The following is a 14,521-nucleotide window of genomic DNA, read 5'->3' on the forward strand; positions in this document are numbered from 1 at the left end:
AATCTCACGAGGCACCTCTATACAATAAAAGTCATCTACTCTAATAATTTTGCCTACATAATACTTGTCTTTTACCTTTTTTACCAATCTCACCCCACTAATATCATCTTCTTTCTTGAGAGGAAGACTAAATACTTTATAAACAGCTCTCCTAAAAATATTTTTAGTAGGAAATAGATTGCCTTTTATCTTTTCAAAATCTATCACTTCCCAATTCGTTTTACTACTGAGGTCAGGAAGTACAGAAAACAAAATTATATAATCAATCCCTTTATTTGCACCATAATATGGAGAAAATACATTATATATTTCGATAGTATTTTTAGGACCATAAGGAGAAGTATTAAGAGTATACTTCTTTACTTGATAGTTAGCGGTTAAACTATCTAACAATATATATTTTTGTTCTTGGGCTTCTATAGCCCAAGAACAAAATAATGATAAATATAAAATTAACTGTTTCATAATTTATGGTTTACAAGGAATCCCACTCTTACCGAGTTTCTGTTGCTGATCCAAATATTTTTCTCTTTCTGATAATGAAATATCTTCTACTACTCCTGCTTTTGCCATAGCAATAGCTGTTTCATATGAAATGTTAGTACCAGGGAGAGACATTATACTCCGTGCTAAACTCTCTATAAAAGGTGCAAATCTCTCGTGTCTATCTAAAAACACATATCTTCTTACTGGTTCACCTCCTATGGAAAGATATTGCTGTTTGACAAAAGGGTACTTTTTATTAAAAGCTTCTTGCCCCAATATTTGTGATTCAGCATTTAAATAAGCGTGTATTACTTCGTGATAAATAGTAGCCAAAATATATTCTTGTGAGGCACTACTTATAATATCATCATTCAAGTAAATATCACAGTTCAAAGTGTGATTGTTATAATTATCTATGCTTCCGTTTGATTTAGTATAAGCCACATCTCCTTTATGTTCAGGGTCTGTTGCAAAAGATTTATTATGAATCCTAATATTATAATTATCATCTGAACCAAACATTCCAAGAATGTTAGAAATCTCACTATTTAGTGTCTTAGCTTGTTCTAAAACAGCTTTAGCACAAGGGTTTGTAAGATCGTCATCTACCTTCTCTTCTACTTTAGTTCCGTCTGAGCGCATTAATCCTGCCCCCACACTACTACTACCACCTTTATGTGAGCCCTCTATTCCTTTATAAGGATGATAACTTCCTCTAGAATCAGGGTTGGGAAAGCCATTATTATTATTGGGTGTATAAGGAGTGTAAGACGGGTAAGGGGTGTGAGAATTATCAATACGTTTTTTACGTTTTCCATAAACCGTTACCTCATCTAATGGAATAGGTTTAGGGCCTCCGCCTCCTCCTTTTTCAATACATTCGCAATCGTCATCAAAATATTCCGTATCACAATCGCATTCCATTTTTAATATATGATCACCATCATTACTTTTTCCTGCCTGTGCTGCCTCTGCATTCACTACAAGTCTATACCTTCCTTTGTATTTAGGTACCAACTCGTGGGTAATAACGCCCTCTTTCATTCGGTAGGCAGAAATAAATTCTCCTTTTGGAGTAAACAAGTAGAAGTCGGCATTTACAATGCGGTTATCGCTTGTAAGGCTATCTATCTTAGTAATAAAAAGGTTTTGTTCGATAACGCCATCTTTCTTCAAAAAAAGCATTTCGGCACTCAAATCACTTCCTACTATGGTTACCGGTATTTTAGAATAAGCATCACCAACAAGTGTTTGTGTTTGCTCAAAATACCGCCAATCGGTCTCTAATTCAATAAGCGGTCGCTTGCTACGGCTCACACTGTTAGCAGTGCGTTTCTGGTTTTCCGAAGCCTCAAAAAGGCTCTTAGCTTCGTTTAAGCTCACCACCGCTTGTGGGTCTACGGTAGGAACAGGGTCTTGTTGTGGTGCCTCAGGGGTATCTTCACGTTGGCAATAAGTAAGCGCAAGGGCTACCAATGCCAGCATTCCAAATTTGAAAGTTCTTTTTCTCATTGTTTATTTATTTTTATTTTTGTGCCAAAAGTATAATGTTTTTCTTTAAAAGTCAATAGGCAAAAGTAAATTTTAACATTTCGTTCTTCCTTCAAACTTTGCTGAAAAATAGGGTAAATCCTTCATTTTAACATTTTTTTCTTAATCATTTTGTCCAAACATTGCTGAAAACTCAAAGTTTAAGTCAAATCATTGTATTTTTTTCAATAACATAAACTATAATATTTAACACATTTTAACCCTCTACAATCTGTAAATTTAACTTATTTCTCTCTCCGAGAATTCCAAATAAACTTACATTTTCTAATTCTCACATTCTCTCATTTTCTAATTCTCCCATTTCCCCTGCCCGTGCAACTCGCATTCCTTTAGTTTCAAATAAACCTTGATTGTCAAACTGATATGTGTCGTCATTTTTTAGAGCTTGTCCCCCTTCGGGGGTTCGGGGGCTTTTGTCATTCGTCATTCTCACATTTCCTCATTCTCTAATTCTCACATTTCCTCATTCTCTCATTTCCGTATTACGAGCGCCTACTGCGCTACGGCTATTTTCTATTTTACTTCCTTTTTTCACTTTTTCTCCAAAAAATTTCCATCATACAAATATTTTTTCTACCTTTGCAGGAATTTTGTAAGGTAAAATAGTTGCCTTACTGAACTTATATCAATGGAAGAACCAGTATTAGATTTAAAAGAAGTATCAGTATATCAAAAGAATACCCTCATTCTCTCCAATGTAAATCTCACCATTGGAAAAGGTGAATTAGTGTACCTTATCGGCAAAACAGGGTCAGGAAAGAGTAGCTTAATCAAGTTGCTCTACGGCGATTTACCCCTTACCAAAGGAAAAGGAAAAGTCGTAGGTTTCAACCTAAATAAACTCACCGAAGATGAAATCCCTCTGCTCCGCCGTAAACTAGGAGTCGTATTCCAAGATTTCAAACTGCTTACCGATAGAAGCGTGCACGATAATCTGGCTTTTGTGCTGAAAGCTACCGGATGGACTGATAAAGCAAAAATACAACAACGCATAGAAGAGGTACTTGCAAAAGTAAAAATGCAGAATACAGGTTTTAAGTTCCCTCACGAGCTATCAGGAGGCGAACAACAACGCATAGCTATCGCACGTGCCTTGCTCAACAACCCCGAACTCATCTTAGCCGATGAACCTACAGGTAACTTAGACCCCGAGACCAGTGTAGAAGTAATGCAAGTCCTCAAAGAAATCAACGCCTCAGGACGAACCATACTGATGGCAACTCACGACTATGCCCTCATTCTCAAGTTCCCTTCCAAAACCCTAAAATGCGATGGCGAACGCATCTTTGAGGTTGTACAGAGAAGAGTATAATTGAAATTGGCAATTTGCTAATTCACTAATTTACTAATTAAATTAATATAATGGCGATAAAGATACTTGCAAACGATGGAATTTCCGATTCAGGAAAAGAAGCGTTAGAAAAAGAAGGTTTTGAAGTTATCACTACTAAGGTAGCTCAAAACCAATTGATAGACTATATAAACAAACACGCAATCGATGTGCTCTTAGTGCGTTCAGCCACACAAGTGCGAAAAGATATCATCGATAGCTGTCCGTCACTCAAACTCATCGGTAGAGGAGGCGTAGGAATGGACAATATAGATGTGGCACACGCCAAAAGCAAAAACCTACACGTGATTAATACCCCAGCCTCTTCGGCTAATTCGGTAGCCGAGCTCGTTTTTGCTCACCTTTTCAGTGGCGTACGCTTTCTACACGATGCCAACCGCAATATGCCTTTGGAAGGCGACACTCAGTTTAACGAACTCAAAAAAAACTATAACAATGGCGCCGAATTGCGTGGTAAAACCATAGGCATTATAGGGTTCGGGCGTAGCGGACAAGCGGTAGCTCGCATTGCTATCGGTTTAGGTATGAACGTAATGGCTTACGACCCCAAAGTAACTGAGGCAGTAATAACCCTCGACTTTTTCGACGGACAAACCTTGCCTTTCACTATCAAAACCGTAGAAAAAGAACACCTACTGGCAAAAGCTGATTTTATCACTCTCAACAACAGCCCAGCAGAAGGAGGTTATATACTCGATGCAAAAGAGTTTGCCTTGATGAAAGATGGTGTAGGAGTCATCAATTTAGCACGTGGAGGCGCTTTAAATGAAGTAGCCCTCATAGAAGCCTTAGATAGTGGCAAAGTAGCTTTCGCAGGTTTAGATGTATTTGAAAACGAACCCAACCCCGCTATACAAGTGTTAATGCACCCTCAGGTATCGCTTACCCCACACATAGGGGCAGCTACTAACGAAGCTCAGAACCGCATAGGTTTTGAGTTAGCCTCACAAATTATAACCTTATTTAAATAATTATTATATGGCAGGAATGTTAGATTTTTTAGGAGGTGATAACCTTCAACAACTCGTAAAAGGATTGAGCGAGAAAACAGGTATCGGTAGCGATAAAGTAAGCTCGGTAATGGATTCACTCAAATCGATGCTCGGCAATGCCGAAGGTAGTGAGATTTTAAACAAACTCACTGGCGACGGACAATCGTCTACCTTAAAAACTATCAGTGAGAAAACAGGTGTTTCATTGGATAATGTAAGCAAAATTTTCCAAAACTTAACCCCAATGATATCCAACTTTTTCTCAGGCAAAGGAGGTAACATCAGTGAAATGATGAACTCTTTCTTCGACAAAAACAAAGACGGAAATGTAATGGATGATATTATGGGAGGTATTGGCAACCTCTTTGGCGGTAATAAATAATTACCTTATAACCGTATTTTTAACATTACTTTGGCAAAGTTTTTGTACTTTGCCAAAGTAATTTTTATTTCAATGAATACTGACGAATACTTTATGCAAAAGGCTTTAGAAGAAGCACAATTAGCTTTCGAGGAAAACGAGATTCCCGTAGGAGCCATTATCACCATTGATAACAGAATTATCGCCAAAGCCCATAACCTTACCGAGCGCCTCAACGATGTGACAGCACACGCCGAAATGCAAGCCATTACTATGGCAGCTCATTATTTGGGAGGTAAATACCTCACAGGTTGCACTATGTACCTCACGTTAGAGCCTTGTGCAATGTGTGCAGGTGCTTTGTATTGGAGTCAGTTATCGCGTTTGGTCTATGCTGCCCCCGATACCCATAGAGGTTACAGCGTAATGGGGGGCAAACTCCACCCAAAAACCGAAGTAGTTACTGGCATTTTAAGCCAGGAAGCTACAACCTTGTTAAAACAGTTCTTTCAGCAAAAAAGGAAATGAGAAAAACCTTTACTCTTATAGCTCTCTTTCTCTTGGGAATGAATTATCTTCTTTCTCAAGAAATAGATACTTTAAAGGTAAAAGACTCGCTATTAGAAGGCATTTCACCTGAAAGAGAAGCTAAAAACAGAGTATTTTATGAGAGAATCAAAAACTTCTTTAGCAAATATAAGCTCACTAAAAATCTCAATAACTTTATTATAATTGAGGAAAAGACATCCGAAGGTACAAGCACCTCTACCGTTACTCCTAAAAAAGCCCCTTCTTATCAAGGGAAAATCATTAGAAATATCGTTATTACTACCTTAGACCCTTTTGGGTTTGACGAAAGAGATTTAAGCAAAGTACCAAACACTCGTTTGGAGCGTTTTGGCAATGCACTTCACGTGAAAACCCGCGAAAGTACGGTACGCAAGTTTCTTCTGTTTAAAAAGGATAAGCCCTTAGATACCCTTTTGCTGAGTGAAACCGAGCGTGTATTGCGCAATCAGCGGTATATCCGTAGGGCACAAGTGTGTGCTATCCCTGTGAGTCAAACCTCCGATTCAGTAGATGTGCAAGTGAATGTGCTCGATAGCTGGTCTATATACGTCGACGGCGACTTGGCAGGCAGTAGAGGCTGGACACGACTTACCGAGCAAAATCTCTTTGGGATAGGACACGAACTCTCGCTCACCTATCAACAATACTTTTCAGGAATCGGGAACAATGGCAAAGGTTTTAACTATGTGGTGAGGAACATCAAAAACACTTACATCAATGTGCGAACCGGTTATTATTCCGATTACGAGAACTATTTTTCAAAGAGCATACAGGTAGAGCGACCGCTGTATTCACCTTTGGCACGCTGGTCGGGGCGCTTAGGTTATTACGAATACCGATATGAAGACGAAGGCATTAGTTATCGCGACTCTATCTATATTCCTATCCTAATGACACGCACCTTCGATGCTTTTGGTAGTTGGGTAAAGCCCCTCAGAAAAGTAGAAAACAAGCGCATCAATAACTTTATCATAGCTGGGCGTTTTCGCAATATAAATTATTACGAGAAACCTTCCCCCGAGATAGACCCCGAGCAATATTACGGCAACGAGAACCTATATCTCACTCAATTCAGTCTCAATAGTACAGGCTTTGTGAAAGACCGCTATATATTTCGCAACGGCGATATCGAGGACGTAGGCATAGGGCGCTCTTTGTTTCTCACCTCAGGGATACTGCGGAAGAACTACGCTACTTTGCCCTATCTCGGTATAGGCTTTGCTGAGGCAAACTATACCAAGCGTGGTTACCATTCTATCAACTTTGAGGTAGGCACATTCTTCAAGGACGGCACGAACAAAGAAACTGTGCTAAAAGGGGAAGGCACCTATTTCAGTAAATTGTTCGACATAGGCGATTGGCATTTTCGTCAGTTCTTGCGCTCCTCATTTGTAGTAGGTTTTAACCGAAATGTATACCAGCGAGACAGGATCAACTTAAATGAATCTAATGGTATCTTGGGCTTCAGTAGCCGTGAAGTATACGGCACACGCAAACTTATTCTCACCTCACAAACGCAAGTATATGCTCCTTTTCAGCTTATAGGTTTTAGGTTTAGTCCGTTTCTCTCAGCCGATGTAGGTTTTATAGGCAGGGAAAATACTGCCTTTCTAAAAACAGAAGTATACTCTAAGGTTTCCATAGGTTTTTATATCTCCAACGACTATTTTCCCTTTGGAGCCATACAATTCTCCTTTGGGTATTATCCTAATATCCCAGGTACAGGTAACAATATCTTCAAATTTACAGGCGTTACCAACGACGATTTCAGGCTACACAGCTTTTCTCAACGCTTGCCTAATATTGTATCGTTTAGGTAACTTCGCCTTACCTTCGTTATTTCTTCGTTCATTGTTCGTTCATTGTTCGTCTTTCCTTCGTTCATCGTTCGTCTTTTCTTCGTTTATCGTTCGTTCTTTCTTCGTTCATTGTTCGTTCATCGTTCGTCTTTCCTTCGTCTTTCCTTCGTCCATCGTTCGTCCATCGTTCGTCATTCGTTCATCTGCCCGTGTGGCTCGTACCTGCTCGTGTGGCTCACACCTGCCCGTGCGGCTCGCACCTCCACATTTTTAACTACGTGACAAAATGTCTGAAACTAACTGACAGAAGAATAATGGCAATGTTTTTGCTTTTCTAAAAGGAATGTTTTATCTTTGCGCGCTTTCAAGAGAGATACAACAAGTTTAAACTGTAAAAATAAAGAACATTGAATAAGGAAATATCATCAAATCAGCTTATTAGCAATATTATAGCTGGTATAGAAAAAGTAAAAGGAACCGATATTACCATTATGGATTTGCGCGAGGTAGAGAATACCGTGTGCGATTATTTTATTTTGTGCAATGGGTCTTCTAATACCCAAGTGTCGGCTATCTCTGGTGCTATCCAAAAGGTAGTGAGTCAAGCCGAAGGTCATCAACACCCGTGGCACGTAGAAGGTGAAGCTAATGCAGAGTGGGTACTCATCGATTATGTGGATGTAGTGGTGCATATCTTCCAAACACAAATACGTGAGCATTACGACCTCGAAGGACTTTGGGGAGACGCTAAAATTATCAACTTAGAAACTAACTATTAAAAATATGTCGGACAATAAAAGCAACGGGTCTCGTTTTTCAGCCTATTGGTTATATGCCATATTACTGCTGATACTTATAGGTTTTAATTATTATTCAGGAGCCAGTTTTTGGTCACAACCCAAAGAGATTCCGCAATCTAAATTTGAGGAATACCTTAGCAATGGTGATGTATCCAAAATCATCATCTTAAACCATAAAGAAGCTAATGTATATCTCACCCCCGATGCTCTTAAAAAAGAAGAGCACAAAGAGGTAAAACCTACGGGAAATACCTTTATGCAAGGTGCTAACGCAGGCGACGTACCCCAATACCGTTTTGAATTAGGCGATTTGAGTAATTTCGAAAACCGATTCGACCAAATTGTAAAAGATAACAACCTCAGCACTACTCGTGAGAACAAAACCCAGCAAAACATCTTCGGCGATTTGCTGTTCTCTATTTTGCCTTTTATAGTCATCATAGGCTTATGGATTTACGTAATGCGTCGTATGGCAGGAGGCGGAGGAGCTGGTGGTATCTTCAGCATTGGTAAATCTAAGGCGCGTGTATTCGATGAAAAGAAAGAAACGCGTGTAACTTTTCAAGATGTAGCAGGCTTAGAGGGAGCAAAAGAAGAAGTACAAGAGATTGTAGACTTCCTCAAAAACCCCGATAAATACACTTCATTAGGAGGTAAAATACCACGTGGAGCCCTATTAGTAGGTCCTCCTGGTACAGGTAAAACTCTTCTTGCGAAAGCTGTAGCAGGTGAAGCCCAAGTACCTTTCTTCTCACTCTCTGGTTCTGACTTTGTAGAGATGTTCGTAGGGGTAGGTGCCTCTCGTGTGCGCGACCTTTTCAAGCAAGCTAAAGAAAAGTCTCCTTGCATTATCTTTATTGATGAAATTGATGCTATAGGTCGTGCTCGTGGTAAAAATGTAATGACGGGAGCTAATGATGAGCGTGAGAATACTCTCAACCAACTCCTTACCGAGATGGACGGTTTTGGTTCACATACTAATGTTATCGTATTGGCAGCCACTAACCGCGCTGATATCCTCGATAAAGCACTAATGCGCGCAGGACGTTTCGACCGTCAGATTTATGTGGAGCTTCCTAACTTAAATGAGCGCAAACAGATATTTGAAGTACATTTGCGACCTATCAAAACAGCAGAAACATTAGATATAGACTTCTTAGCAAAACAGACCCCAGGATTCTCTGGCGCTGATATTGCTAACGTATGTAATGAAGCAGCTCTTATTGCAGCACGTAAAGGTAAAACAGCGGTAAGCAAACAAGAATTCCTTGATGCAGTGGATAGAATTGTAGGTGGTTTGGAGAAGAAAACTAAAATCCTTACTCCCGAAGAACGCAAGACAATAGCCTTCCACGAAGCAGGTCACGCTACTGTAAGTTGGCTCTTAGAACACGCCGCACCACTTGTAAAAGTAACTATCGTGCCTCGCGGACAGTCGTTAGGCGCAGCTTGGTATTTGCCAGAAGAACGCCAAATAGTGCGTACTGAACAGATACTCGATGAAATGTGTGCTGCCCTTGGCGGTAGAGCTGCAGAGAAAGTGATATTCGATAAGATTTCTACAGGTGCTCTCAGCGACCTTGAGAAGGTAACCAAACAAGCGCGTGCAATGGTAACCATTTATGGGCTTAATGACAAGATAGGTAACCTTACTTATTACGATTCAGCCCAAGCCGATTATAGTTTTACCAAACCTTATAGTGAGAAAACAGCGCACCTAATAGATGAAGAGATTTCTAAGATTATAGAAGAACAATATCAGCGTGCTATTGATATTCTCACCGAGAATAAGGATAAGCTTACTACTTTGGCAAACTTGCTCTTAGAACGTGAAGTAATCTTCCGCGAAGATCTTGAAAATATCTTTGGTAAGCGCAAGTTTAAAGACCCACACGATATTATTGAGGAAGAAGAAGATAAATCCTCAGAAGTTGTATCGTAATTACAATAAAAAAGATGTATCAAACTCTCTTTGATACATCTTTTTATTCTTTATTTTTCTGCTTTTGCTAATCTTTGGTACTCACCCCACGCTTCTATAAGCATAAACTCCATTTGCTTATTTTCCTTCTTCCTTACAAGATCGTGGAACTCGGTTCTCTCCATTACATAATAGGCTAAAACGTCTATTTCCTCTTCGTTTAGTTTGAGTTCTTTTTGTAGAAAGACTTTCATATTTTCACGTATATAGTTAGCGACAGCTAAGTTCTGTTCATTAGCTACAATTTTCTTTAAGAGCTTCTTTCGTCCACTTATAGTATTAATGAGTAAATCAATGCTTAATAAATTTCCTCCTGCACTATGAGTAGCACTATACAACCGTTTTTCAGCAAAAGTACGCTCTACAGGAGTATGCTGTAAAATACCTAACCTTTGAGCAGAAACCCCTTGATATTTTGATACTTCAACTTCATCAAGCTGATTGACCTGTTCTTTCATCTGTATTAAAACTCCTCCGAAACCAAAATCAGCTTTTGTAAGAGTGCGATAAACAGTTTGCATTCCTACAAAAGTAATTTGCAAAGTATTACGTTCACTTGCTTTCAGTGTAAAATAACCATTGGCATCAGTAGTAGTAACAGCATTGGTATAAAGATTCATCACGTGCGCTCCTGACAAAGGTATTGTATCACGCACCACTCTACCACGCACTTGTTTTTGTGCAAAGACTCCTACACTAAAAAACAACCATATAATTGTTAGATATTTCATAAAATTACTATGAATATTTTACTGTTTCCAAGTATCCGGACTTTTGCGCCATTGCTGGAGCATCTCTAAATCTTCTTTTTTGATACGACCAAAAAGTAAGGCTTTTTCTAATAGACTGTCGTAATCGCCAGCAGTGTAAAGCGGTACCTTTTCCTCGAAAAAACGCTTATTGGCTACATCAAAATTGTAAGAGAAAAGGGCTATCATTCCCAATACCTCAGCACCACTATCGCGTAGGGCTTTTACCGCATTAAGGCTACTCATTCCGGTACTTATCAGGTCTTCTACCACTACTACCTTTTGTTCAGGGCGCAAAAAACCTTCAATTTGGTTTTGTCTGCCGTGTTTTTTAGGTTCAGGACGCACATACACGAAAGGCAATTGGAGTGCATTAGCTACCAACATACCAATGCCAATAGCCCCCGTAGCTACCCCTGCAATGACTTGTACTTCGGGAAACTTCTCTTTTACACCTCTTGCCAGTACACTTGCAAAGTACGAACGAATCTCTGGAAATGAGAGAATTATACGGTTATCGCAATAAATTGGTGACTTCCAACCGCTCGCCCAAGTAAAATAATTTTCAGAATTCAATTTAATTGCGTTAATTTGCAATAAAAATTCAGCGGTATTTTGTGCCGTAATACTATCTAAAATCATAGGTTATGTATGAAATATTTTTAGACGAAAAGTCGATTATTTTGACAAATGTACGAGAAAATATTGAGAACGTCAAATGTTTTCCAATAAAAGATGTTACTCTTGATGTTATCTTGGAGGAACTCAAGCGAAAAGAGGTAGAAAAAATCTACTTATATCACCCTAAGGAAGAAAAACTTATGAAGAAATTTAAGCAACTTATTCCTACCATAAAAGCAGGGGGTGGCATTGTGTATAATCGGGATGGAAAAGTACTGATGATTAAGCGTCACGGCAAGTGGGATTTGCCCAAAGGAAAGAAAGAAAAGGGCGAAAATATCGCTACTTGTGCTTTGCGTGAGGTAGAGGAAGAAACAGGTGTTAAAAAACTGCTTATCCAGCGCTTCCGAATGATTACTTATCACATATTCAAACGCGATGGACAATATTTTTTGAAAGAGACCTATTGGTATGATATGACTACTACCTTTAAGAAGAAATTGGTACCTCAAACCGAAGAAGATATAGAAAAAGCGTGTTGGAAAGACGAGGCAGAGGTACAAGAATTGGTGAAGGATTCGTATAAGAATATTCAGAAGCTATTCAATTAGCAAAGAATCTCTCCACAAGTTGGCGCGAGCAAAACGCTTGTGCCTTTTTATTACTACCTATACCGAAGCTACATTGAATCTTCAGTGGCTCTACAGTGGCTCTACAGTGGCTCTACAGTGGCTCTACAGTGGCTCTACAGTGGCTCTACCCAGAACACTAAGCGAAGTTATAGCAAATACCACTGGAATACAATCACTATATCAAACGGTTAATTGTTAATGGTTAATTGAAAATTTATCCTTACCTTTGTATCACTAATCTAATTCCTAAAACCTGACCTCTAAACTCTAAGAAAACTATGGCGAAAACAAAGAACGACTCCCTAACAAAAGGCTTTTCGGGAAAAGTCGGTAACCAATTCTTTTTCCGTAAAGTGCGGAATAAGACTACCAACAGCTAAGAGTAAAAGACAATTTCTATATGGTATAATAATAACATCACACACAATTTTGGTATCTTTGCGTCATTTAATTCTATTAATCAATTTTTATGACTTTACAACAACACTTTGCTAAATACATTTTTGGAGAAACCGAGCAAATAGACATATCAGCTAATTAACAAATTAACATTATGACCTCAGACGAATTTGCAAAGAATTTTTATATTGAAAAGCTAGAGTTTTTAAAGTCGTGCTTTCAGGTACAACCAGACTATCCTTCAGCTGTAAATACCAAAATAAAAAAAATGGCACTGAGCAGTACTCAAAAAGAACAATTAGAAGAAGTGATTGACCTGTTGTTAAACGATGTGTTTTACAGCGTGCTATTAGGCTTAGACGGTGAATGCCCCATAGGCAACATTCAGCAAGTTTATAGTATATACGATGAAGAAGGGTGCCTTATTTCTGATTGCGGGGAATTGGAAGTGAGTGCTTACGAATACTTTCACGGAGGCAAATACGAAAAAGAAACTGATTAATATAAAACAATATGTTCTGAGGGCACGAGCGAGACGCTCGCACCTACAAGACAAATTGGCAAATCGGCAAATTAACTAATTCATTTCCCATTTTTCTTCTTCTAAATTCAACTGTCGGTGGAAATTGCGTATTTGCTCCTCATCAATACGTGGGTTCTTATTCAGTTGTTGTAATATCTCCCGCTGATGATGCAAAATAGCAACGTATTTCTTTCGCTCTTCAGGAGTAGTATTGCTCTTCGACAAATCGAGTTGGTATTGCCATATATCTTTCTGATTCTGTAATAGAAGACTATCGTTTATTCCTTCTTTGTAATGCTTTTGCATATAATCTAAAGCCGCTTGCGCTAATGATTTACGAATAAGACTTTCGGCTTCAGCTTCAGGAATATGGTCTTCATAATCAGGGAATTTAGCCCATCGGATAAGCGCTGGCAAACTAAGCCCTTGTACGAGTAGGGTTGCTAATATCACTATAAAAGTAATGTAGAGAATCAGGCTGCGATGCGGAAAAGGCTCGCCGTTCTCTAAAGTTAGAGGAATAGAAAGGGCTACCGCTAGTGAAAGCACCCCGCGCATTCCTGCCCAACCCAGTACCAAAGGTAACCGAAAGCCAGGGTTCCGCCTGTCGGCTACTGTGATAAAGTGTTTCATTATTTGGGTAATGAGTACTGCCCCATAAGATGATAGCAGTCGTACCCCTACCACTACCCCTGTGATGAGCAGTCCGTAGTTGGTAGCAGTGGCAAGACTCATACCTTCGGCTTCTATACCTATCAGCACTTCAGGCAAAGCAAGTCCTATCAGCATAAAGGCAAGTCCGTTCAGTACAAAACCTAAAATATCCCATACCGCTCACCCTTTGTTGCTTGTGGAGGCAGCAAGAATACTAGTAAGGTGGAACGACATATACATACCTCCAGCCACTACTGCCAACACTCCGGACGCCCCTACCTCGTTAGCTACAATATACATTATATAAGGAACAATAAGGGTAAGGATAATATCCATATTAGCATCGGTAGGGAGAAATTTGTGTAGCTTGCGCATCACCCACGCTACTGCCAAGCCTATAAGCGTTCCGCCAATAGCTACCCAAAGGAAATTTAGCGCTATATCCGTCCATACCAGCTGACCGGTAGTTACTACCAAAGCGGCAAACCTAAAAACTATTAGTGAAGAAGCATCGTTCAGCAAACTTTCACTTTCTATGATGGTTGAAATGCGTTTGGGTACCTTTACAAACTTCATTATCGTTGAAGCACTCACCGCATCGGTAGAGCCTATCACGCCCCCCAAAAGAAAACCTAACGCCAATGAAAACCCAGGGAATACCATATTGGCTACCCACGCCACCGCAGCGGCTGTGATAAAAACTACTATAAAGGCAAAGCTAAAGATAATGCGGCGCCACTTCCACATCTCTTTCAGTGATAGCGAAAAAACATCGGCATACAGAAGAGGCGGTAAGAAAATGATAAGTACCAAATCAGGATTCAGTGTAATGGTTGGGACATTGGGAATAAAGCTAATTGCCAATCCTCCTAAAACCAAGAGAATAGGATATGCCACTTTAAGTCGGTTAGCCAGCATTATAAGCAGCATAATAGCCACCATCAAAAGTAATAAGTAAGGGAAATATTGTACCATAGTTTTATCAATATGAGGCGACAAAAATAGTAAAAAATACTTTTTAATCATAATTGATAAGTATTTTTTTTGTATCT

General features: G+C 39.3%; 12 protein-coding genes and 2 pseudogenes. 9 read left to right on the top strand and 5 right to left on the bottom strand.

Features of this window, described 5'->3' with window-relative positions; translation table 11 throughout:
• Both HMPREF1321_RS04330 and HMPREF1321_RS04335 read right to left on the bottom strand, forming a co-directional pair.
• A pseudogene (locus tag HMPREF1321_RS04330) lies at positions 1-465 on the bottom strand (hypothetical protein); the annotation flags it as partial.
• 3 nt (positions 466-468) lie between these two features.
• Positions 469-1,998: a hypothetical protein gene (locus HMPREF1321_RS04335; protein ID WP_009421570.1), complete on the bottom strand. Its 1,530-nt coding sequence runs from the start codon at positions 1,996-1,998 to the stop codon at positions 469-471.
• A 667-nt stretch (positions 1,999-2,665) separates the two neighbouring features.
• Between HMPREF1321_RS04335 and HMPREF1321_RS04340 the strand changes: the two genes are divergently transcribed.
• The 7 genes from HMPREF1321_RS04340 (at position 2,666) to ftsH (ending at position 9,852) form a co-directional block, all read left to right on the top strand.
• On the top strand, positions 2,666-3,349 hold the full coding sequence (locus HMPREF1321_RS04340; RefSeq protein ID WP_009419397.1) for a cell division ATP-binding protein FtsE: 684 nt from the start codon (positions 2,666-2,668) through the stop codon (positions 3,347-3,349).
• Positions 3,350-3,399: 50 nt separating this feature from the next.
• A complete protein-coding gene (locus HMPREF1321_RS04345) occupies positions 3,400-4,359 on the top strand; it encodes a D-2-hydroxyacid dehydrogenase (protein WP_009421560.1) in 960 nt (319 codons plus the stop codon).
• Between the two features lie 7 nt (positions 4,360-4,366).
• Positions 4,367-4,762, top strand: a complete 396-nt coding sequence (locus tag HMPREF1321_RS04350) for a DUF937 domain-containing protein (protein ID WP_009421557.1) — start codon at positions 4,367-4,369, stop codon at positions 4,760-4,762.
• 72 nt (positions 4,763-4,834) lie between these two features.
• Positions 4,835-5,269, top strand: a complete 435-nt coding sequence (locus tag HMPREF1321_RS04355) for a nucleoside deaminase (protein ID WP_034575694.1) — start codon at positions 4,835-4,837, stop codon at positions 5,267-5,269.
• Positions 5,266-7,131: a hypothetical protein gene (locus HMPREF1321_RS04360; RefSeq protein ID WP_009421532.1), complete on the top strand. Its 1,866-nt coding sequence runs from the start codon at positions 5,266-5,268 to the stop codon at positions 7,129-7,131. Before HMPREF1321_RS04355 ends, HMPREF1321_RS04360 begins: the two co-directional genes overlap by 4 nt.
• Positions 7,132-7,517: 386 nt before the next feature.
• Positions 7,518-7,889 (top strand): ribosome silencing factor, encoded by a 372-nt coding sequence (gene rsfS / locus HMPREF1321_RS04365; RefSeq protein WP_009421553.1) that lies wholly within the window; start codon positions 7,518-7,520, stop codon positions 7,887-7,889.
• A 4-nt stretch (positions 7,890-7,893) separates the two neighbouring features.
• Complete coding sequence (ftsH, locus tag HMPREF1321_RS04370; RefSeq protein ID WP_009421535.1) at positions 7,894-9,852, top strand: ATP-dependent zinc metalloprotease FtsH; 1,959 nt, start codon at positions 7,894-7,896, stop codon at positions 9,850-9,852.
• Between the two features lie 50 nt (positions 9,853-9,902).
• On the opposite strand, the gene HMPREF1321_RS04375 is transcribed toward ftsH, so the two are convergent.
• Both HMPREF1321_RS04375 and pyrE read right to left on the bottom strand, forming a co-directional pair.
• Positions 9,903-10,622: a carboxypeptidase-like regulatory domain-containing protein gene (locus HMPREF1321_RS04375; RefSeq protein ID WP_002671321.1), complete on the bottom strand. Its 720-nt coding sequence runs from the start codon at positions 10,620-10,622 to the stop codon at positions 9,903-9,905.
• Positions 10,623-10,640: 18 nt separating this feature from the next.
• A complete protein-coding gene (gene pyrE / locus HMPREF1321_RS04380) occupies positions 10,641-11,282 on the bottom strand; it encodes an orotate phosphoribosyltransferase (RefSeq protein ID WP_009421551.1) in 642 nt (213 codons plus the stop codon).
• A gap of 5 nt (positions 11,283-11,287) precedes the next feature.
• Here pyrE and HMPREF1321_RS04385 point away from each other — a divergent pair, with 5 nt between their 5' ends.
• Positions 11,288-11,872: an NUDIX hydrolase gene (locus HMPREF1321_RS04385; protein ID WP_009421541.1), complete on the top strand. Its 585-nt coding sequence runs from the start codon at positions 11,288-11,290 to the stop codon at positions 11,870-11,872.
• A gap of 574 nt (positions 11,873-12,446) precedes the next feature.
• Entirely contained in the window at positions 12,447-12,794 is a 348-nt protein-coding gene (locus HMPREF1321_RS04390) for a hypothetical protein (protein WP_034575697.1), read from the top strand.
• Between the two features lie 75 nt (positions 12,795-12,869).
• Here the strand turns inward: HMPREF1321_RS04390 and HMPREF1321_RS04395 are convergent.
• Positions 12,870-14,444: pseudogene (locus tag HMPREF1321_RS04395) on the bottom strand (Na+/H+ antiporter).
• Positions 14,445-14,521 lie beyond the last annotated feature (77 nt).

Source organism: Capnocytophaga sp. oral taxon 412 str. F0487 (assembly GCF_000271925.1).
GTDB classification, from domain to species: Bacteria; Bacteroidota; Bacteroidia; order Flavobacteriales; family Flavobacteriaceae; genus Capnocytophaga; species Capnocytophaga ochracea.

Bases quoted from the DNA above. Each gene is read 5' to 3' on its own strand.
- HMPREF1321_RS04335 (WP_009421570.1), bottom strand. From the start codon at position 1,998: ATGAGAAAAAGAACTTTCAAATTTGGAATGCTGGCATTGGTAGCCCTT.
- HMPREF1321_RS04340 (WP_009419397.1), top strand. From the start codon at position 2,666: ATGGAAGAACCAGTATTAGATTTAAAAGAAGTATCAGTATATCAAAAG.
- HMPREF1321_RS04345 (WP_009421560.1), top strand. From the start codon at position 3,400: ATGGCGATAAAGATACTTGCAAACGATGGAATTTCCGATTCAGGAAAA.
- HMPREF1321_RS04350 (WP_009421557.1), top strand. From the start codon at position 4,367: ATGGCAGGAATGTTAGATTTTTTAGGAGGTGATAACCTTCAACAACTC.
- HMPREF1321_RS04355 (WP_034575694.1), top strand. From the start codon at position 4,835: ATGAATACTGACGAATACTTTATGCAAAAGGCTTTAGAAGAAGCACAA.
- HMPREF1321_RS04360 (WP_009421532.1), top strand. From the start codon at position 5,266: ATGAGAAAAACCTTTACTCTTATAGCTCTCTTTCTCTTGGGAATGAAT.
- ftsH (WP_009421535.1), top strand. From the start codon at position 7,894: ATGTCGGACAATAAAAGCAACGGGTCTCGTTTTTCAGCCTATTGGTTA.
- HMPREF1321_RS04375 (WP_002671321.1), bottom strand. From the start codon at position 10,622: ATGAAATATCTAACAATTATATGGTTGTTTTTTAGTGTAGGAGTCTTT.
- pyrE (WP_009421551.1), bottom strand. From the start codon at position 11,282: ATGATTTTAGATAGTATTACGGCACAAAATACCGCTGAATTTTTATTG.
- HMPREF1321_RS04385 (WP_009421541.1), top strand. From the start codon at position 11,288: ATGTATGAAATATTTTTAGACGAAAAGTCGATTATTTTGACAAATGTA.
- HMPREF1321_RS04390 (WP_034575697.1), top strand. From the start codon at position 12,447: ATGACCTCAGACGAATTTGCAAAGAATTTTTATATTGAAAAGCTAGAG.